This is a genomic window from Yinghuangia seranimata (assembly GCF_029953285.1).
Taxonomy (GTDB): domain Bacteria; phylum Actinomycetota; class Actinomycetes; order Streptomycetales; family Streptomycetaceae; genus Yinghuangia; species Yinghuangia seranimata.
Map to the genome: position 1 here is coordinate 248,256 of NZ_JASAOI010000023.1, position 17,251 is coordinate 265,506.

The window sequence follows — 17,251 nt, forward strand, 5'->3', positions numbered from 1 at the left end:
GGCTGCGGTCGTCCGGGTCCCGCGGGTGTGTTCGGGGTGGGGGCGGCTGGGACAATGTGCGAACCACGTGGTTCACTTTTGGGGTGGGTCGGCCGCGCGGAGGCGCCTCCGGCCCGGCACGTCGTCACGGCACCGCACCTTCCAGGGAACGGAACCACGCCATGGACACGCCCTCCCGCACCGCCGCCACCGACCACCACGCCGACCCCGGCCGGGACGTGGGACCCGGCTTCGGACCCGACGCCGACGCCGGCACGGCCGACACCGTCGAACTGTCGGCCGGCCCCCTCGCCTACACCACCGCCGGTTCCGCGACCGGCCCCACGCTGGTCCTCCTGCACGGACTGATGGGCGACGGCTCGCTCTGGGACGCCTGCGTCGCCGACCTGGCCGCCGACCACCGCTGCGTCGTCCCGACCCTCCCGCTCGGCGCCCACCGGCACGCCATGCGCGACGACGCCGACCTCTCCCTCACCCGCATCGCGGCCCTCGTCGGCGAGTTCCTCGACACGCTCGGCCTCGACGACGTCACGCTCGTCGGCAACGACACCGGCGGCGCCCTCGTCCAACTGCTCATCGACGACGACGACGCCGCGCGCGACGCGACGCGCGAGGACGGGCGCCACGGGACGGACCGCGTCGCCCGTGTCGTGCTGGTCTCCTGCGACGCGTTCGACAACTACCCGCCCGGCCTCACCGGCCGGACCCTCGTCCTGACCGGGCGGCTCTCGCCGCGCCTGTTCGGCGCGTTCATGCAGCAGATGCGGCTGCGCCTCGTGCGTCGGCTGCCGATCGCGTTCGGCTGGCTGACCCGGCGCGGGGACGCCGCCACCGCGCGGTGGATGCGGCCCACGTACACGCGCAACGACATCCGCCGCGACACCGTGCGCGTGCTGCGCTCCGCCCGTGCCGACGCCCGCGCGCTCGCGGCCGCCGGCGAGCGGCTGCCCGCGTACGAACGGCCCGCGCTGGTGGTGTGGGCGTCCGAGGACCGCGTCATGCCGCCCGCCCACGGCCGCCGCCTCGCGGAACTGCTGCCGCAGGGCCGCCTGGTGGAGATCGACGACAGCCTGACCCTGATCCCGCTCGACCAGCCGGAGCGCCTGGCCGCCGCCATCCGCGAGTTCACCGCCGAGGGCCGCGGTTCCGCGGCGGGGGGCGCGGCGGAACCGGGACCCGCCGCCTCGGCGGCCACGGGGGACTGATCCCGTCCCGGAGACGGCCGTTCCACGCCGCAGGCCGAGCGAACGGCACACGGGCCCGGCCCCGTTCCCGTATCCGGGGAGCGGGACCGGGCTCGCGCTCACGACTCGTCCGTGCCCGTCAGGACGCCGCCTCGGCCGCGACCATTCCCGCGAACTCGCGCTCGAGGGCCTTGGTCGGGCCGTTGCCCCACGCGTCCGCGATGCCGCCGGAGACCGGGTCGGGGAAGATGTCCTCGTCGCCCTTCTCGACCCCGTCGAACACGGCGCGCGCGACCGACTCGACGGTCGCCTTCGGGATGTCGAAGTCGCGGTTCATGTCGGTGTCGGTGGGCCCGGTCAGCACGGCGTGCACGCTCACGCCCTGCGCGGCGAGCAGCATCCGCAGCGACTGCGTCAGCGACAGCGCGGCGGCCTTGGACACCGAGTAGGACGGGACGATCGGCAGCGGCGCCACCGCGCTCAGCGAGATGTTGTTCACCAGCGCGCCGCCCGCCCGGGTCAGGTGCGGCAGGAACGCGCGGGTGACGCGGTGGACGCCGAACAGGTTGACGGCCAGGTGCTGTTCGAGGACGTCCGCGTCGGTGAGGTCGTCGTACAGCGCGATGCCGGCGTTGTTGACGAGCACGTCGAGTTCGGTGATCGCCTCGGCGGCGGCGTCGACGTGGGCCGGGTCGGTCACGTCGAGCGTGACCGGCACGACGCGTTCGTCCGGGTGGGTGAACGCGCCGCGGGTGCCGGCGTAGACGCGGGCCGCGCCGCGGCGCAGCGCCTCGTCGACGAGGCCGGTGCCTATGCCGCGGTTGGCGCCGGTGATCAGGACGGTCTTGCCGGTGATGTCGAACACGGGTTCTCCCTTTGTCGCTTGTGCGGTGGGTTCGTGGGCACGGCGCGGCCCCGGGCCGGCGGTGTGCCGGGGCCGGTGCCGCACGGGTGCGGTGTGCGGGTCGGGTCAGGCGGTGAGGGTGGGCGCGAGTCCGAACGCGGGGACGAGGCCCGGGTCGAGGAACGCGGTGACGCGGGCGATGCGCGGCCCGCGGAGGGTGAGGACCTGGAGGTCGAACGCGTCGTAGCCGCCGTCAGGGGTGCGCCGGTACGCGGCGGCCGCGGGCTGCCCGTTCGCGGACGTGGGCACGAGCCGGAACAGGCCGGGGCGCAGGACGCGGCTCGCGAGGAATCCGATGACGGCGTCGCGTCCGGTGAACCAGGTGGGGGTGGGCGGCATCTCCAGTTCGACGTCGGCGCGGAGCAGGTCGACGAGGGCGGCGGGGTCGGCGCGGGTGAACGCGTCGACGTACGCGTCGAGGAGGCGCCTGCGGGTGGCCTCGTCGGGTTCGGCCTGCTCGTCCTCGACGGGGGCGGCGTCGGCGAGGCGGGCGCGGGCGCGGCGCAGCGCGCTGTCGACGGCGGCGGGGGTCATGCCGAGGATCTCGGCGGTCTCGGCGGTGCGGAACGCGAGGACGTCGCGCAGGGTGAGGACGGCGCGCTGCCGGGCGGGGAGGTGCTGGAGCGCGGCGATGAAGGCGAGGCGTATGCCGGTGCGTCCGGCGACGATCGCGCCCGGGTCGGCGGCGCCCGAGGCGGTGTCGGCGGGGGTGGGGGCGGGGGCGAACAGGGCGTCGGGGGCGGGCTGGAGCCAGGGGATGTCGCGGCGGTCGGCGGCGACGGCGACGCGGTGGTCGTCGGAGGGGGCGCCGAGTCCGGACGGCAGCGGGCGGCGGGTGCGGGTCTCGAGTGCGGTCAGGCACGTCATGGTGGCGATCTTGTAGAGCCAGCGGCGTACGGAGGAGCGGCCCTCGAAGCGGTCGTAGCCGCGCCACGCGCGCAGGTAGGTCTCCTGGACGAGGTCCTCGGCGTCGTGGAGGGAGCCGAGCATGCGGTAGCAGTGCGCGAGGAGTTCGGGGCGGAACGGCTCGGCGAGGGTGGAGAAGTCGGCGTCTGCGACGGTGCGGGGGACGGGGGCGGCGCCGGTGCCGGGCGCGTCGTCGGCGGCGATGCCGTTGTCGACGGTGTCGGCGCCGGCTGTCTCGACGTCGGTCGTGTCGGCGTTCGTCGTGTCTGCGTTCGTCGTCTCTGCGCCGGTCATGTCCGCGCTGGTCATCTCGTGTCCGGTCGTCTCGTCGGTGCCGCGCGCGGCGTGCGTGTCGGGGGCGGTCATCAGGCGGTCCGGGCGAGTGGGCGCAGGCCGGTGCCGGCGAGGTCGTCGGGGGTGCCGGGGGTGTCGGGGGCGCCGGTGACGAGGTGTTCGCGCAGTCCGGCGGTGTGGGTGGGGTCGGTGGCCGCGTGGAGGACGGCGGCGGCGAGGCGTTCGGGGGTCAGGACGGGCTGGAGGCCGGCGGTGTAGGTGTCGGCGTCCTGGCCGTGGCGTGCCGCGTAGCCGGCGATCGCGGCGGCGCCGACGCCGCCGCCGGGGGCGAGGTGGGGGAACAGGGTGGTGAACCGCAGGTCCAGGCCCGCGCGTTCGGCTTCCGCGGCGGCGTAGGCGGCGGTGAACCGGACGGTGGCCTTGGCGCCGGCGTAGCCGCCGCTGAGTGGGGAGCCGGAGAGCGCGGCGCCGCTGGAGATGACGACGACGCGGCTTCCGGCGGCCAGCGGGGCGCGGAGTGCGGCGCGGGTCCACGTGAAGACGTGGCGGGTGTCGGTGTCCCAGGCGCGGCTGAACGTGTCCCAGGTGTGCTCGTGCAGCGGGGCCAGGTGGGGGGTGGCGCCGGCGTTGAGGACGAGGAGGGCGGGGCGGTGGCGGGTGAGGACGTCGGCGGCGAGGTGTTCGTCGGTGGCGTCGCCGGGGAGCGGGGTGAAGGCGCCGGTGTGCCCGTCGCGTTCGCGGCGCGCGTCGAGTTCGTCGCGGAGGGAGTGCAGGTCGGCGGCGGTGCGCGCGATGCCGACCACGTGCGTGCCGGTGGCGGTGAGCGCGTGGGCGACGGCTCGGCCGAAGCCGCGGCCGGCGCCGGTGACGACGGCGAGCGGGACGGGGTTGGGCGTGTCGCCGGGGTTCGGGAGGGTCATGGCGGGCTCCGCGAGGGCTGGTCGGTGCTGTCGGAATCTAGACCTGCGCGAGGTCCGGAAACCGTCGCACGATCCTGTGACCTGGGTCACACGGTCCTCGGCGCCGAAAGATCTCTCCGAAGTCCCGGAAATTCCCTGCAACCGAACCCGGCTCCCCGTGCGTTCTCTCTCCGTTGGCCGCACTTTCACCCGCCTCCAGGCGCGCCGTTCCCCCAGGTCCGGCCGTGGAACGCGAGTTGGGCGGCGCGTCGCGATCCGCGCACACGGCGGGTGATCGTGACCGCTAGCCTCACCGCATGAGGTGGCGCCGAGTTCGCGTAGTCGCGGTGGTCTCGCTTGTCCTGGCAGCGGGCGGCGCGTCCGCCGGCCTGTCCCTGCACGGTGGTTCGGGCGGCGACCCGGACACCGGCGGCCCGCACCCGCGTTCGGCGCCGTCCGGCTGCCGGCTCCCGCTCGCCGCCGCGCACCGCGGCGCGAACAGCGAGGAACCCGAGAACACCGTCGCGGCGTTCGCCCGCGCCATCGACGCCGGCACCGACGACCTCGAACTCGACGTGCACTGGACGCGCGACGGCGTCCCCGTCGTCATCCACGACGACACCGTCGAACGCACCACCGGCACGCCGGGCGGCGTCAACACGCTGACCGCCGCGCAGATCTGGGCGCTCGACGCGGGCCGCGGCCGCCGCATCCCCACCCTGGACGTCGTCCTCGAAATGGCCGCGCGCCGCGACGTCACCGTCCTGGTGGAGCTGAAGACCACGCCCACGGCCGAGCAGGTGCAGACGTTCCTGTCGGTGCTGCGGCGCGCGGGCGCGAAGGTGATCGTCCACTCGTTCCTGCCCGAGGCGCTGGACGCGGTGCACCGCGCCGACCCGCAGGTCCCCGTCGGCCTCACCACCGGCGAGGACATCACGCCGACCGACGCGGCGCGCTGGGGCGGGCACTTCCTCAACATGCAGCACGGCCAGATCGACGAACAGAAGGTCCGCGCCTGGCAGGCCGCCGGGCTGAAGGTGTACGCGTGGGTCGTGGACGACTCGGCGACGTGGGAGTCCCTCGCGAAGGTCGGCGTCGACGGCATCGTCACCGACAAGGTCGCCGAGTACGTGGCGTGGTCCCGCGCCAAGTGCGGCAGCCGCTGACCGCCGCACCCTCGCGGGCCGTGGCGACGCCGACGGGCGTTCGTACGCTGCCGCCCGTCGGCGCGTGTCCTGGTCAACCTGAATTGACTGCTCCTCTCCCCGAAGGGAGGGGAATCCCGGCTCAGGCTGCCTGGCTGTCCGGCGGACAGCCAGGTCTTCTGCCCTCGACGCCGGCCGGGTTCAGACCTGCCCGGATCAACATCACGCGTGCGGAGTTCTTGTCCCGAGGGGACGAGGCTCCACACGCGGTGCAAGCGTAGGTGCGTTCGGAAAGAGGGAGTGCGTGCTTGGCTCTCGCTCCGCACATGGCGCAGTCCGTCGTGGTGTGCGCGGGGTCGATCAGGTGCACCGCACGTCCGTGCTTGCGGCCCATCTCGACCAACGCCCGCTTGGTCGCGCCGATAGCGGCGTCGACGGCCTTGCGCGCCATCGTGGTCCTGGCGAGGAACCTGGGCCGGAAGTCCTCGACCGCGATGGCGTCGTGGTCGGCCACGACGCGCTTCGCCCACTTGCGCGCGGTGTCCTGGCGCTGCCGGGCCACCTTCGCATGCACCTTCGCGGCCTGGCGCCGCGCGTGCTGGTAGCCCCTCGAACCCGCCTTGCCCTTCGGGGGTCTGCGGCGTGCCATCATCCGCTGGTAGCGGGCAAGTCGCACGGCGGTCTTGCGGCCGTGCTCCGGGTGCGGCAGGTCGTACGCCTCGTCGGTGGTGGTCGCCGTCTCGCGCACGCCCCAGTCGACCCCGAGCGCCCGGCCCGTCGGTGGCAGCGGCTCGACATGGGCGGAGACCACGAACGATGCGTACCAGTGCCCGAGCGTGTCGCGGTACACGCGCACGCTCGATGGGTCCGCTCGGAGGGCCCGTGACCACACCACGGTCACGACGATGCCGCCTGCCAAGTGCAGCCGCCCGTCTTTGAGGCGAAACCCGCGTCGGGTGTAGTTCAGTGTCGGCGCGGACCCGTTCCGCTTTTTCCACCGGGGCATCCCCGCCCGCCGATGCATCGGCAGCCGGTCGCGGATGTCCTTGATCGCCTTGGCCCGAGCGTGGCCGAAGTCCCGGATCACCTGCTGCTGCGGGACCGAACCGCCCTCGCGCAGCCACGGCGTTACCCGCCGAGCGTCCGTCAGCATCCGGTCCAACGCCGCCGGACCGATCCGTTCCCTGTCCGCGTGGGCCCTCTTCGACCGGGCGACGCACTCGTTCCACACCCACCGACAGCGTGACCACTCGGCGAGCAAAGCCACCCGCGCGGCCGACGACAGGCGCAACCGGTAGGTGTATCGGGCATGCCCGGCCGCCTCCTCGGCAGCCCGCGTTGTCGTCACCCGCGCGACCCTAGCCACACGTACCGACATCTCCTCCACCCACGCGAGCGGCCGCGTCCCGGCGGCCGCTCCGCCGTACCCGGGCACCGGCCGGGCCGCGGGACGGGCGCGATAGCGTGGCCGACCATGGCGGACTGGGAGATACGGCCGGCCTCGGGCCACGACGTCGAGGCGATCGCCGAACTGCGCGCCGTCGTCATGCGCGACGACCTGGAACGCCTCGGACGCTACGACCCGCACCGCGTGCGGCAGCGGTTCCGCGACGGCTTCACCCCGGGCCACACCTGGGTCGTCGAGGTCCGCGGCGCGTTCGCCGGCAGCGTCGCCCTGCGCCCCGCCGACGACGCGCACTGGCTCGAGCACTTCTACCTCGACCCGGCCCACCAGGGCGCCGGCATCGGCACCGCCGTCCTCCGGCACGTGCTCGCGCCCTGCGACCGCGACCGGGTCCCCGTCCGGCTCCAGGTCCTCCAGGGCAGCCCGGCGCGGCGGCTGTACGAACGGCACGGGTTCACCGTCGACACCGAGGACGCCGTCGACGTGTACATGCTGCGCACACCGTCCGCCTGACCTCCGAGCGCCTGGTCCGAAAACCGCCGGTCACGCGGGCGCCCATCGGCGAGGGTGGAGGCATGGAAAGCACCGTGCACAGCACCGAGCGGACCGCCGCGACCGTCTACACGACCCTCCCCGGCCCGCTCGGCGAACTCCTCCTCGTCGGCGAGGAATCCCCCCACGCCGGCCTGACCCTCACCTCGCTGTCCCTGCCCGGCCAGCGGCGCATCCCCGCCGTCCGCCCCGACTGGCGCCGCGACCCCGACGCCTTCGCCGACGCGGCCCGGCAGCTCGACGCCTACTTCGACGGCCGGCTGCGGGACTTCGACCTCCCGTTCGCCGCGTCCGGCACCGTGTTCCAGCAGCGCGTGTGGGACGCCGTCGACCGCATCCCGTACGGCACGACCACCACCTACGGCCGCCTCGCCGAGGAACTCGGCGTCCCCCGCGAGGACATCCGCGCCCTCGGCGCCGCGATCGGCGCCAACCCGCTGCTCGTCGTCCGCCCCTGCCACCGCGTCATCGGCGCCGACGGCACCCTCAAGGGCTACGCCGGCGGACTGGAGGCCAAGCGGCAGCTGCTCACCCTGGAAGGCGTCCTCCAACCGACACTCGTCTGACCCTGGTTCGACCAGCGCGAACGCCCCGCCGCCTGTGCGAGGATGCGCCGCACATGGACATACGCATAGCGCGCGACCCCGCCGCGACATGCGCCTCCTGCGGCGCGACGGCGGTGGGCCCGGACGGCTGGTGCTGGGACTGCGGCACCGAACAACCGCGGTACCGGGCCCGGGTGGAACTGACAACGGGCGGGCCCGAACCGGGGCACACGGCAACCGCACAACCCACGGCCACAGGCAAAGGCGCCGCCGTGAGCGACCGCGGCTCGCGCCGCACCGTCAACGCCGACGCCGTCGCACTGGCAACGGTCGGCCCGTGGACGATCGGCGTGGTGTGCGACGGCGTGTCGCTCTCCGCCCGCCCCGAGCGCGCCGCCCAGGTCGCCGCCGACGTCGGCTGCCGAGCCCTCGCACAAGCGCTCGCCGACGGAACGATCCCCGAACTCGCCCTGCAGGAGGCCGTCGTACGCGCCGGCCACGCCGTCACGGCCCTCGCCTCCAGCCGTCAGGCGTCCCCACCCCCGCCCGACCCGACACCCGAATCCGACCTCGGCATCGCCCCCGCCTGCACGTTCACCGCCGCCGTCGCGGGCCCGGACGGCGTGTGGTGCGGCTGGGTCGGCGACACCCGCGCGTACTGGCTGCCCGACACCGGCATCGGCATGTGCCTCACCGAGGACGACACCGCGGCCGACGACGCCCTCACCGCCTGGCTGGGCGCCGACGCCCCACCCCCGACCGCCCACGTCCGCGGCTACCGCCCACCCCCCGCCCCCGACACGCCCCAGACCACCCCGACCCCGGGCAGGCTCCTGCTCTGCACCGACGGCCTGTGGCGCTACCTCCCCACCCCCGACGCCCTCCGCGCCGCCGTCCTCCGAGCCCCCACAGGCTCCACACCCGCACTCACCGAAGCCCGCGCCCTCGTCGCCCACGCCCTGTCCGCCGGCGGCGCCGACAACGTCACGGCGCTGCTGGTCCTGACCGGCTGACGCGGTGGCGTTCGCGGGCGTCGATCAGAGCCAGCGGGCGAAGCCGGTGAGCAACTCGGACGTGGGGCTGAGGAGTTCCAGGATCGGTGCGTCGATGCCGAGTTCGGTCTCCAGGGCGGCCAGGTCGTCGGGGGCCCACACCTGGCGGTCGTCGATGCGTCGGCCGTCGCGCCACAGGGAGAACCAGGTCACTCCGCGGACGGCGCTGCGGAACAGGCCGGCGACCTCGGTGCCGGCCGACACCCGTGCCAGGACGTCGGGTTCGGAGGCGTACAGGCTCACCTCTTCGAGCGCGTACGCCCAGTCGCCGCGGGATCCGGCGCGGAGGATCGTGATGACGGTGTCCTCGTCCTCGCCGGAGGACAGGTCGCCGCGCAGGTCTTCGGCGTCCATCGCGTCCAGGACGGCGGTGTGCTCCGGGGCGCAGGCCAGGCGGTCCAGGAGTTCCTCCGGGGACAGGCCTCGTGCGAAGGTCGCGCAGAAGCCGTCCGGGAAGTGCGTGGGCTCGGCCAGCCACCGGAATCCGTCGCCGATCATGTGCGCCCCCCGTGGTGTCGACGGGGCGCAGCGCGGGTGTGCCCCGCCCCGGTGTGTCGGTGCGGGCGGGAGCCTAACCACCCTGTCGGACACCGGTCGTCAGCGCACGCCGTGGTCGACGCCGTCGAGGAAGTCGAGGTCGAGGCCGCGCAGCCGGACCGGGTCGGCGAGGATGTTGATCTCGGTGATGCGGCCGTCGGTGATCGTGAAGCCCATGACCGCCATCGGCCGCCCGTCCGGCGCGGTGACCAGGCCGGCGGTGCCGTTGACGAGGGCGGGCTGGGCGTAGCCGGCGAAGCGGGCGAAGGTCACGGCCTGGGCGGCGACGTCGTCGGCGCCGTGGAGTTCCCGGGTGGCGCCGCCGACGACCGGGACCGTGCCGTAGTCGGCGCGTAGCACCACGCCCGGGTGTAGGACGGCCAGCAGTCCCGCGAAGTCGCCCGCGCGGGTCGCGGCCAGGAACGCGTCGACGACCGGCCGCTGCGCGGCGGCGTCGGGTTCGGCGGCGGCCGCGGTGCCCTGTACGCGCCGTCGTGCGGACGCGGCGAGCCGCCTGGCCTCGGCCGGGCTGCGGTCGACGACGGCCGCGACCTCGTCGAGCGGCATGGCGAACATGTCGTGCAGGACGAACGCCAGCCGCTCCGCGGGCGCCAGCGAGTCGAGCACCACCAGCAGCGCGAGCCCGACCGAGTCGGCGAGCAGCGCCTCGTGCTCGGGCTCGACGCCGTCGGCCGGGTCCACGACCGGGTCGGGCAGCCGCGTCCCGCAGACGGCCGCGTGGGCGGTGCGGGCGCGCAGCCGGTCCAGGCACACCCGGGCCACGACCGTGGTCAGCCACGCCACGAGGTTGTCGACCTCGTCGGCGCGGGTGTCGTGCAGCCGGAACCACGCGTCCTGGACGGCCTCGTCGGCCTGCGTCAGCGAGCCCAGCATGCGGTACGCCACGGCGCGCAGGTGCGGGCGGCTGTCCTCGAAGCGGGCGGCGAGGAAGTCGAAGTCCTCCATCGCGGCCTGCGGTTGCCTGGCGTCCATGCTCTCTCCTGCGGTCCGGCGCGCCCCGGCGGGCCGGTCGCGGCGGCACGGTGCGGCGCACGCGGTCGGGGCGGGGGCGGCCGCCGCAGACGACGCTGCGGCGGTGGTTGCGGTCGTTGTGGTGACAGAGCAGTGACGGTTTCCGGGCCGCCGATGTGACACCGGCCGGTCCGACGCCGCCGCCGATGCTGCCGCGCTGAGCCGCGTAGGCGGAGGCCACAGGGGTCGCGCCCGGCATGCGCGCCGCCGAACCGTGCGCGCCGCTGAAGGGTTTCTCCCGCCGTGCGTTCCGCGAAGGTGTCACCCCGTTGCGCGCACCGCGCCGGGCCGCCGCCACCGCGCGAACCCCGCGTACGCGGGGTTCGCCCCGTGCGCACCGCCAAGGTGTCACCCCGCTGCGCGCCCCGCGTCCGTTTGCCGCGCCGCGATCTCCGCGATCCGTTCCTCCAGCCGCGCCCGGCACCGCGGCCACTCCTCGGCCGTCACCGAGAACATCGCGGAGTCCCGCAGCAGCCCGTCCTCGCCGGGCGCCCAGGACCGTCCCCAGTTCCGCAGCACGCCCTCGAACCGCGCCCCCACGGCCTCGATCGCCGCCCGCGACCGTGCGTTGCGCGCGTCGGTCTTCAGGTCCACGCGTGCCACGTTCCACGCCTCGAACGCGTGCCGGAACAGCAGGTACTTCGCCTCCGCGTTCACGCCCGTGCCCTGCGCCGCCGCGCCGAGCCACGTGGATCCGATCTCCACCGCGCACAGGCCCTCGCCGTCGGGCCACGGCCGCGGTTCCCAGTACGCGGTGGCGCCGACCGCCCGCCCGGACGCGAGGTCCACCTGCGCGTACGGCGCGGCCTGCCCCGCGGCGGCCCGCGCGAGCCGGTCGGCGATGTAGTCCGGGACGTCGTCGGCGGTCGGCACCTGGGTGAACCCGTACGTGGCCCGGTCGACGTCCGCCGCCCGGGCCAGGTCCGCCGCGTGGCGGAGCTCCAGCGGCTCCAGGCGCACCAGCGCGCCCTCCAGGACCGGTACGTCCCTCGCGAAGCCCATCCACCACTCCCAGTTCCCGTGCGGACCGCGTGCCGTGGGGACGTGTGCGGCGCGCGGGCCGGCGTCCCCGGTCCCGCAGCGTTCCAGAGACGCCGCCTGCGTGTCGCCCGGATTTCCCTCCGAGGCCGCGGCGCGAGGAGGGGGGCGAACCGGCACCGCCGCGGCGCCGGGGGCGACGCGTCCGCCGCGTACCGCCCTGCGGACAGGCCGTCCCGCCCTCCGTGACCCTAGATTTGACCTGTGACCAACAGCGACCTGTACCCGACCGACCGCCTGGCCGCCGCCGCGAAGGCCGCCGCCGAGGCCGGACTCGACGCCCTGCTGATCTCGCCCGGCGCGGACCTGCGCTACCTCACCGGCTACGAGGCGCTGCCGCTGGAGCGCCTCACCTGCCTGGTCGTGCCCGCCGCCGGCGGCGGCGACCCGTTCCTCGTCGTCCCGACCCTCGAGAAGCCCGCCGCGGAGGCGTCCCCCGCGTCGCGGCTCGGCATCGACATCACCGGCTGGGGCGAGACCGAGGACCCGTACGCGCTGATCGCCCGCCGCCTGCCGAAGACCCTCGGCCGGTTCGGCGTCGACAACCACATGTGGGCGGAGAAGCTCCTCGCGTTCGGCCGCGCGATCCCGGGGGCGGAGGCGGCGCTGGCCGGCGGCGTCCTCGGCGCGATGCGCATGATCAAGTCGCCGGCCGAGGTCGAGGCGCTGCGCACCGCGGGTGCCGCGATCGACCGCGTGCACGCGCAGGTCCCGCAGTGGCTGCGCGCCGGCCGTACGGAGCGGGAGGTGGGGCGCGACATCGCCGACGCGATCATCGCCGAGGGGCACGTGCGGGTCGACTTCGTGATCGTGGCGTCCGGCCCGAACGGCGCGAGCCCGCACCACGAGGTGTCCGACCGGGTGATCGAGCGCGGCGACGCGGTGGTCGTCGACATCGGCGGCACCACGCACGACGGCTACTGCTCGGACGAGACCCGGACGTACGCGGTCGGCGAGGCCCCGGCGGACTTCCTCGCCTACTACGCCGTCCTCGAACGCGCCCAGCAGGCGCAGCGCGACGCTGTCCGCCCCGGCATCACCTCGGAGCAGCTCGACGCGGTGGGCCGGGACATCATCGCGGACGCCGGCTACGGCGAGTACTTCGTGCACCGCACCGGGCACGGCATCGGCCTGGAGACGCACGAGGAGCCGTACATCGTCTCCGGCTCGACGCTGGCGCTGGAGCCGGGCATGGCGTTCTCGATCGAGCCGGGCATCTACCTGCCGGGCCGGCACGGCGCGCGGATCGAGGACATCGTGGTGTGCGGGGCGGACGCGGGCGAGCCGGTCAACAAGCGGCCGCACGAGCTCGTCGTCGTCGACGCCTGACCCGCCGCCACCGCACCGCAACGCGACAACAACGCACCACAGCGGCACGACGGACACGCGCCGGGCGGCGACCCCGCCCGGCGCGGACCGCCGTCCCGCGTCACACCGCCGGACCCCCACCAGGGGCGCCACGGAGAGGACACCGCCATGCCCGTCGAGCGCAGCCTGCCCACCGAGGAGGCCGAGGCGCTGCTCGCCCTGACCCGCGACCTGGTCGCGGCGAAGGTCGCGCCGCGCGCCGCCGCCGACGAGGACGCCGGGCGGTTCCCCCGCGACCTGTTCCGCACCCTGGGCGCGGCCGGGCTGCTGTCCCTGCCCTACCCGGAGGCGTACGAGGGCGGCGGGCAGCCGTACGAGGTCTACCTGCAGGTCCTCGAGGAGCTCGCCGCGGCCTGGCTCGCCGTCGGGATCGGCGTCAGCGTCCACACGCTGTCCTGCTTCCCGCTGGCGGAGTTCGGCACGGACGAGCAGCGCGCCGCGCACCTGCCGGCCATGCTGTCGGGCGAACAGCTCGGCGCGTACTGCCTGTCCGAGCCGCAGTCCGGCTCGGACGCGGCGGCGCTGGCGACCCGCGCGGTCCTGGAGCCGGACGGCGGCGCGTACCGCGTGTCCGGCACGAAGGCGTGGACGACGCACGGCGGCGTCGCCGACTTCTACACCGTCATGGTCCGCACCGGGGAGTCCGGTCCGCGCGGCATCAGCACGCTGCTGGTGCCGGCCGACACGCCCGGCCTGTCGTTCGCCGCGCCGGAACGCAAGATGGGGATGCGGTCCTCGCCGACCGCCCAGGTGCTCCTGGACGACGCGCGCGTGCCGGCCGCGAACCGGATCAGCGCCGAGGGCGCCGGGTTCCGGATCGCGCTGTCCGCGCTGGACTCCGGACGCCTCGGCATCGCCGCCTGCGCGGTCGGCCTCGCCCAGGCCGCGCTCGACGCCGCCGTCGCGTACGCCCTTGAACGCCGCCAGTTCGGCGCCCCCATCGCGGACCTCCAGGGCGTCCAGTTCATGCTCGCCGACATGGCCACCGCGGTCGCCGCCGGCCGCGCCCTCTACCTGACCGCCGCCCGCCTGCGCGACGCCGGACGCCCGTTCACCGCGGAGGCCGCGATGGCGAAGCTGTTCTGCACCGACGCCGCGATGAAGGTGACGACGGACGCCGTACAGGTGTTCGGCGGCTACGGCTACACGGCGGACTTCCCCGTCGAGCGCTACATGCGCGAGGCGAAGGTCCTGCAGATCGTCGAGGGTACCAACCAGATCCAACGCATGGTGATCGGCCGACACCTGGTACGCGGCTGAACGCCGGCCGGGGACTCGGCATGATGGCCGTCATGAACGAGCACGACCCCGTACCGTCCCCGCCGCCTGTCGACGGCTCCGCCGGCTCCGCCGACCCCGCCGGTACTGCCTCCGCGCGGCCTCTGGTTCGCCCCGCGCGTCTCGAGGACCTGCCGGCGGTCGCGGTGCTTGCCGCCGAGCACGCGGCGTACGAGAAGGCCGCCCCGCCCGCGCGCGGCCTGGCCGAGCGGCTCGGCGCCGTGCTGTTTCCGCCGGGCGGGGCCGCGCCGCGCGCGTACTGCGTGGTCGCCGAGCTGCCCGGTGGCGAGCTCGTCGGCTACGCCACCTGCTCGCCCGAGTTCTCCACGTGGGACGCGTCCGAGTACCTGCACATGGATTGCCTGTTCCTCCGCGACGGGCACCGCGGGCTGCGGCTCGGGCCGATGCTGGTGGAGGCCGTCGTCGACCGGGCCCGGGCGCTCGGGATGGCGCACGTGCAGTGGCAGACGCCGGTGTGGAACGACGGCGCGATCCGGTTCTACGACCGCCTCGGCGCCACCGCGAAGGAGAAGCTCCGCTACACGCTGCCGGTCGGCGACCAGGCCTGACCTGACGGCCCGCCCGGTGGAGCGCGGGCCGGGGCGGTGTCGCGGCGGGTCCCCGAACGGCCGGTGGCCGCCGCCGCGGACATCCCCCGCGGCGGCGGCAGGCCGGACCCGGATCCGGGGGTCCGCATCCCCTCGTTCCCGGTTCCCGAGGACCCCCCAGGACCCCCGTTGGCCGCCCGGTCCCCGGCGGCACATCCGCTAGGACGACGAGCCCGCGGTGGAAGGTTCCCGGCGCACGCCGCCAACCGGCGCGTGCTCCACGCGGGTTGCCCCGGCCGGATGCGTCGTCGCGGCGGCGGGTTCCTCGGAGATGCCCCAGCGGGCGTGCCAGTCCCGCATCCGCCGCGGCGCCCACCACGCGGCGCGGCCCAGCAGCGTCATGGCGGCGGGGACGGCGAGCATGCGCACCACGGTGGCGTCCAGCACGATCGCGAGCGCCAGCCCGAGCCCGATCTGCCGCACCGGGGAGAACCCGCCGGTGGTGAACGCCGCGAACACCACGACCAGCAGCAGCGCGGCACCCGTGACCACGCGCCCGGTGCGGCGCAGCCCGGTCGCGACGGCCTCGTGCGCGTCGCCGTCGTGCAGCCACGCCTCGCGGATGCGGGAGAGCAGGAACACCTCGTAGTCCATGGACAGGCCGAACGCGATCGCCGCGACCAGCACGGGCGCGGTCGCGTCGACGGCGCCGAGCCCCTCGAACACGTGGCCGTCCTGGAACGTCCACACCACCACCCCGAGCGACGCCGCCACCGCGAGCGTGTTCGACAGCACGGCCTTGAGCGGCACCAGCACTGAGCCGGTGAACGCGAACAGCAGGAGCAGCGTGGCGACGACGATGACGCCCGCGGCGTACGGGAGGCGCTGCCACAGCATCGCGTGGTAGTCGACCAGGCGCGCGGCGGGGCCGGTGACCTGGACGTCGAGCCCGGCCGCGCGCAGGTCCGACCGGTCGGCCAGGTCGCGGACGCCGCGCACGACGCGCTGGGCGGCGGAGCCGTCGGACGCGGCGCCGGCCGGCAGGTCGACACGCAGGCCGAACACGACGGTGTCGGCGGACGCCTGGCGGCGCGTCACCTGCGCGACCCGGTCCAGTCCCGCGACGGCCGCGCCGAGCCGGTCGAGCGCGGCGGCGTCGAGGGCGCGGCCGGGCGCGGTGCGGGCGAGCACGGTGACGGGGTCGGCGACGTACTGGGCGCCGAAGTCGTCCCGGACCGTCTCGAAGACCTGCCGGGACGGCGAGGACGCGGGCAGCGAACGGGCGTCCCCGCCGGATAGCCGCAGCCCGGCGGCGGGCGCGGCGAGGACCGTCAGGCCGACGGCGACGAGCAGCAGCACCGGCAGCGGCCTGCGGCCCACCAGGCGTGCGACGGCGGCGAACACCCGTCCCTCGCGCGCCGTTCCGTCGCGGTGGGCGCCGCGCGGCAGGGGGATCCGGTGGCCGAACAGGCGCAGCAGCGCCGGCAGCAGGGTGAGCGCGGCGACCATGTCGATCGCGACGACCGCGGCGCCGGCCATGCCGATGCCGCGCAGGAACGGGTCGGGGAACACCAGCAGTCCGGCCAGACCCGCGGAGACCGTCAGGCCGGAGACCAGCACGGTGCGCCCGGCGGTCGCGGTGGTGCGGCGCACGGCCTCGGACACCGGGTCGGCGCCGGCGGTCCCGGCGGCGGCCTGCGCGGCGCGTTCCTCCCGGAACCGGGTCACGATGAGCAGCGCGTAGTCGACGGCCAGGCCCAGGCCCAGCATCGTGGTGACCTGCACGGCGTAGACGGACACCTCGGTGACCAGGCTGAAGCCGTACAGGACGAGGAACGTCGAGGCGATCCCGACCAGGGCGATCAGCAGCGGCAGCCCGGCGGCGAGCAGGCCGCCGAAGACGACGACCAGCAGGAGCAGCACGACCGGGAGCGAGAACATCTCGGCGCGGTTGAGGTCCTCCTGCGCCTGGTCGCGCATCTCCTCGTCCATGAGCGGGCCGCCGCCCACGCGCACGGTGGGCGCGTGCACGGTGTCGTGGACGATCGCCGCCGCCTGTCGGGCGGTCTCCTCGACGGGCGGCGCGCCCTTCGCGGCGACGGCCTTCTCCTCGGCCAGGTCCACGCGCACGAGCACGGCGTTCCCGTCCCGCGCGGGCGGTACGAGGCCGGGGGGTGTGTACGGGTCCCACACGGCGGCGACGCCCGGCAGTGCCCGGATGCGGGCCGCGGCGGCGGTGACCTCGGCGGCCAACCGCGGGTCGGCGGCGGGGCGACCGGCGATCACCGCCGTGACCGAGCTGCCGCCGGCCCCCGACGCGGCGTCCAGGTCGGCCAGCCGCGCCGCGGCCCGGTCCGACTCACTCCCGGGCGCGACCCCGACCGACCCGTTCAGCCTGCCGAACACCGCACTCCCGAGCGCGAACCCCCCGACCGCGACCACCACCCACACGACCAGCACCACCCACGAACGCCCCCGCCCCACGACCGACTTGGGAGCGCGAGGCCGCTCCGGCCCTCTGGGCCCCCGCCCCCGCCTCCGGCACCGCCACCGCGGCGGAAGCT

General features: G+C 75.2%; 16 protein-coding genes. 8 read left to right on the plus strand and 8 right to left on the minus strand.

Features of this window, described 5'->3' with window-relative positions; all coding sequences use genetic code 11:
• Nucleotides 1-161: 161 nt before the first annotated feature.
• Nucleotides 162-1,205, plus strand: coding sequence for an alpha/beta fold hydrolase (locus QI554_RS16525; protein ID WP_281470729.1), 1,044 nt, complete (start codon nucleotides 162-164; stop codon nucleotides 1,203-1,205).
• 118 nt (nucleotides 1,206-1,323) lie between these two features.
• On the opposite strand, the gene QI554_RS16530 is transcribed toward QI554_RS16525, so the two are convergent.
• The 3 genes from QI554_RS16530 to QI554_RS16540 all read right to left on the minus strand — a co-directional run bounded on the left by QI554_RS16530 (nucleotide 1,324) and on the right by QI554_RS16540 (nucleotide 4,208).
• Entirely contained in the window at nucleotides 1,324-2,049 is a 726-nt protein-coding gene (locus tag QI554_RS16530) for an SDR family NAD(P)-dependent oxidoreductase (RefSeq protein ID WP_281470730.1), read from the minus strand.
• Nucleotides 2,050-2,154: 105 nt separating this feature from the next.
• The gene (locus QI554_RS16535; protein WP_281470731.1) at nucleotides 2,155-3,360 is read right to left on the minus strand and encodes a sigma-70 family RNA polymerase sigma factor; all 1,206 of its coding nucleotides are present in this window, start codon (nucleotides 3,358-3,360) and stop codon (nucleotides 2,155-2,157) included.
• Nucleotides 3,360-4,208 (minus strand): SDR family oxidoreductase, encoded by an 849-nt coding sequence (locus QI554_RS16540; protein ID WP_281470732.1) that lies wholly within the window; start codon nucleotides 4,206-4,208, stop codon nucleotides 3,360-3,362. The genes QI554_RS16535 and QI554_RS16540 overlap by 1 nt, the downstream gene beginning before the upstream one ends.
• A 326-nt stretch (nucleotides 4,209-4,534) precedes the next feature.
• Between QI554_RS16540 and QI554_RS16545 the strand changes: the two genes are divergently transcribed.
• Nucleotides 4,535-5,353 carry a glycerophosphodiester phosphodiesterase gene (locus QI554_RS16545; RefSeq protein WP_281470733.1) on the plus strand — a complete coding sequence of 273 codons (819 nt, stop codon included), beginning with the start codon at nucleotides 4,535-4,537 and terminating at the stop codon, nucleotides 5,351-5,353.
• Nucleotides 5,354-5,474: 121 nt separating this feature from the next.
• Here the strand turns inward: QI554_RS16545 and QI554_RS16550 are convergent, their stop codons facing one another.
• Nucleotides 5,475-6,710, minus strand: coding sequence for an RNA-guided endonuclease InsQ/TnpB family protein (locus QI554_RS16550; protein ID WP_281470734.1), 1,236 nt, complete (start codon nucleotides 6,708-6,710; stop codon nucleotides 5,475-5,477).
• Between the two features lie 96 nt (nucleotides 6,711-6,806).
• Here QI554_RS16550 and QI554_RS16555 point away from each other — a divergent pair, with 96 nt between their 5' ends.
• The 3 genes from QI554_RS16555 (at nucleotide 6,807) to QI554_RS16565 (ending at nucleotide 8,847) form a co-directional block, all read left to right on the plus strand.
• Nucleotides 6,807-7,250: a GNAT family N-acetyltransferase gene (locus QI554_RS16555; RefSeq protein WP_281470735.1), complete on the plus strand. Its 444-nt coding sequence runs from the start codon at nucleotides 6,807-6,809 to the stop codon at nucleotides 7,248-7,250.
• A gap of 62 nt (nucleotides 7,251-7,312) precedes the next feature.
• A complete protein-coding gene (locus tag QI554_RS16560; RefSeq protein ID WP_281470736.1) occupies nucleotides 7,313-7,855 on the plus strand; it encodes a methylated-DNA--[protein]-cysteine S-methyltransferase in 543 nt (180 codons plus the stop codon).
• Nucleotides 7,856-8,106: 251 nt separating this feature from the next.
• Nucleotides 8,107-8,847 carry a PP2C family protein-serine/threonine phosphatase gene (locus QI554_RS16565; protein ID WP_281470737.1) on the plus strand — a complete coding sequence of 247 codons (741 nt, stop codon included), beginning with the start codon at nucleotides 8,107-8,109 and terminating at the stop codon, nucleotides 8,845-8,847.
• 24 nt (nucleotides 8,848-8,871) lie between these two features.
• Here QI554_RS16565 and QI554_RS16570 read toward each other — a convergent pair whose 3' ends face one another.
• The 3 genes from QI554_RS16570 to QI554_RS16580 all read right to left on the minus strand — a co-directional run bounded on the left by QI554_RS16570 (nucleotide 8,872) and on the right by QI554_RS16580 (nucleotide 11,457).
• Nucleotides 8,872-9,384 (minus strand): DUF6461 domain-containing protein, encoded by a 513-nt coding sequence (locus tag QI554_RS16570; RefSeq protein WP_281470738.1) that lies wholly within the window; start codon nucleotides 9,382-9,384, stop codon nucleotides 8,872-8,874.
• A gap of 99 nt (nucleotides 9,385-9,483) precedes the next feature.
• Entirely contained in the window at nucleotides 9,484-10,389 is a 906-nt protein-coding gene (locus tag QI554_RS16575; protein ID WP_281470760.1) for a sigma-70 family RNA polymerase sigma factor, read from the minus strand.
• A gap of 414 nt (nucleotides 10,390-10,803) precedes the next feature.
• On the minus strand, nucleotides 10,804-11,457 hold the full coding sequence (locus QI554_RS16580) for a GNAT family N-acetyltransferase (RefSeq protein WP_281470739.1): 654 nt from the start codon (nucleotides 11,455-11,457) through the stop codon (nucleotides 10,804-10,806).
• 240 nt (nucleotides 11,458-11,697) lie between these two features.
• Between QI554_RS16580 and QI554_RS16585 the strand changes: the two genes are divergently transcribed.
• The 3 genes from QI554_RS16585 to QI554_RS16595 all read left to right on the plus strand — a co-directional run bounded on the left by QI554_RS16585 (nucleotide 11,698) and on the right by QI554_RS16595 (nucleotide 14,708).
• Nucleotides 11,698-12,822, plus strand: coding sequence for a M24 family metallopeptidase (locus QI554_RS16585; RefSeq protein WP_281470740.1), 1,125 nt, complete (start codon nucleotides 11,698-11,700; stop codon nucleotides 12,820-12,822).
• A 147-nt stretch (nucleotides 12,823-12,969) separates the two neighbouring features.
• Complete coding sequence (locus QI554_RS16590; RefSeq protein WP_281470741.1) at nucleotides 12,970-14,121, plus strand: acyl-CoA dehydrogenase family protein; 1,152 nt, start codon at nucleotides 12,970-12,972, stop codon at nucleotides 14,119-14,121.
• Between the two features lie 32 nt (nucleotides 14,122-14,153).
• Nucleotides 14,154-14,708: a GNAT family N-acetyltransferase gene (locus QI554_RS16595; protein ID WP_281470742.1), complete on the plus strand. Its 555-nt coding sequence runs from the start codon at nucleotides 14,154-14,156 to the stop codon at nucleotides 14,706-14,708.
• A gap of 198 nt (nucleotides 14,709-14,906) precedes the next feature.
• Here QI554_RS16595 and QI554_RS16600 read toward each other — a convergent pair whose 3' ends face one another.
• Nucleotides 14,907-17,171: an MMPL family transporter gene (locus QI554_RS16600; RefSeq protein ID WP_281470743.1), complete on the minus strand. Its 2,265-nt coding sequence runs from the start codon at nucleotides 17,169-17,171 to the stop codon at nucleotides 14,907-14,909.
• Nucleotides 17,172-17,251 lie beyond the last annotated feature (80 nt).

Bases quoted from the DNA above. Each gene is read 5' to 3' on its own strand.
- QI554_RS16535 (WP_281470731.1), bottom strand. From the start codon at position 3,360: ATGACCGCCCCCGACACGCACGCCGCGCGCGGCACCGACGAGACGACC.
- QI554_RS16560 (WP_281470736.1), top strand. From the start codon at position 7,313: ATGGAAAGCACCGTGCACAGCACCGAGCGGACCGCCGCGACCGTCTAC.
- QI554_RS16525 (WP_281470729.1), top strand. From the start codon at position 162: ATGGACACGCCCTCCCGCACCGCCGCCACCGACCACCACGCCGACCCC.
- QI554_RS16575 (WP_281470760.1), bottom strand. From the start codon at position 10,389: ATGGAGGACTTCGACTTCCTCGCCGCCCGCTTCGAGGACAGCCGCCCG.
- QI554_RS16540 (WP_281470732.1), bottom strand. From the start codon at position 4,208: ATGACCCTCCCGAACCCCGGCGACACGCCCAACCCCGTCCCGCTCGCC.
- QI554_RS16550 (WP_281470734.1), bottom strand. From the start codon at position 6,710: ATGTCGGTACGTGTGGCTAGGGTCGCGCGGGTGACGACAACGCGGGCT.
- QI554_RS16555 (WP_281470735.1), top strand. From the start codon at position 6,807: ATGGCGGACTGGGAGATACGGCCGGCCTCGGGCCACGACGTCGAGGCG.
- QI554_RS16580 (WP_281470739.1), bottom strand. From the start codon at position 11,457: ATGGGCTTCGCGAGGGACGTACCGGTCCTGGAGGGCGCGCTGGTGCGC.
- QI554_RS16570 (WP_281470738.1), bottom strand. From the start codon at position 9,384: ATGATCGGCGACGGATTCCGGTGGCTGGCCGAGCCCACGCACTTCCCG.
- QI554_RS16595 (WP_281470742.1), top strand. From the start codon at position 14,154: ATGAACGAGCACGACCCCGTACCGTCCCCGCCGCCTGTCGACGGCTCC.
- QI554_RS16590 (WP_281470741.1), top strand. From the start codon at position 12,970: ATGCCCGTCGAGCGCAGCCTGCCCACCGAGGAGGCCGAGGCGCTGCTC.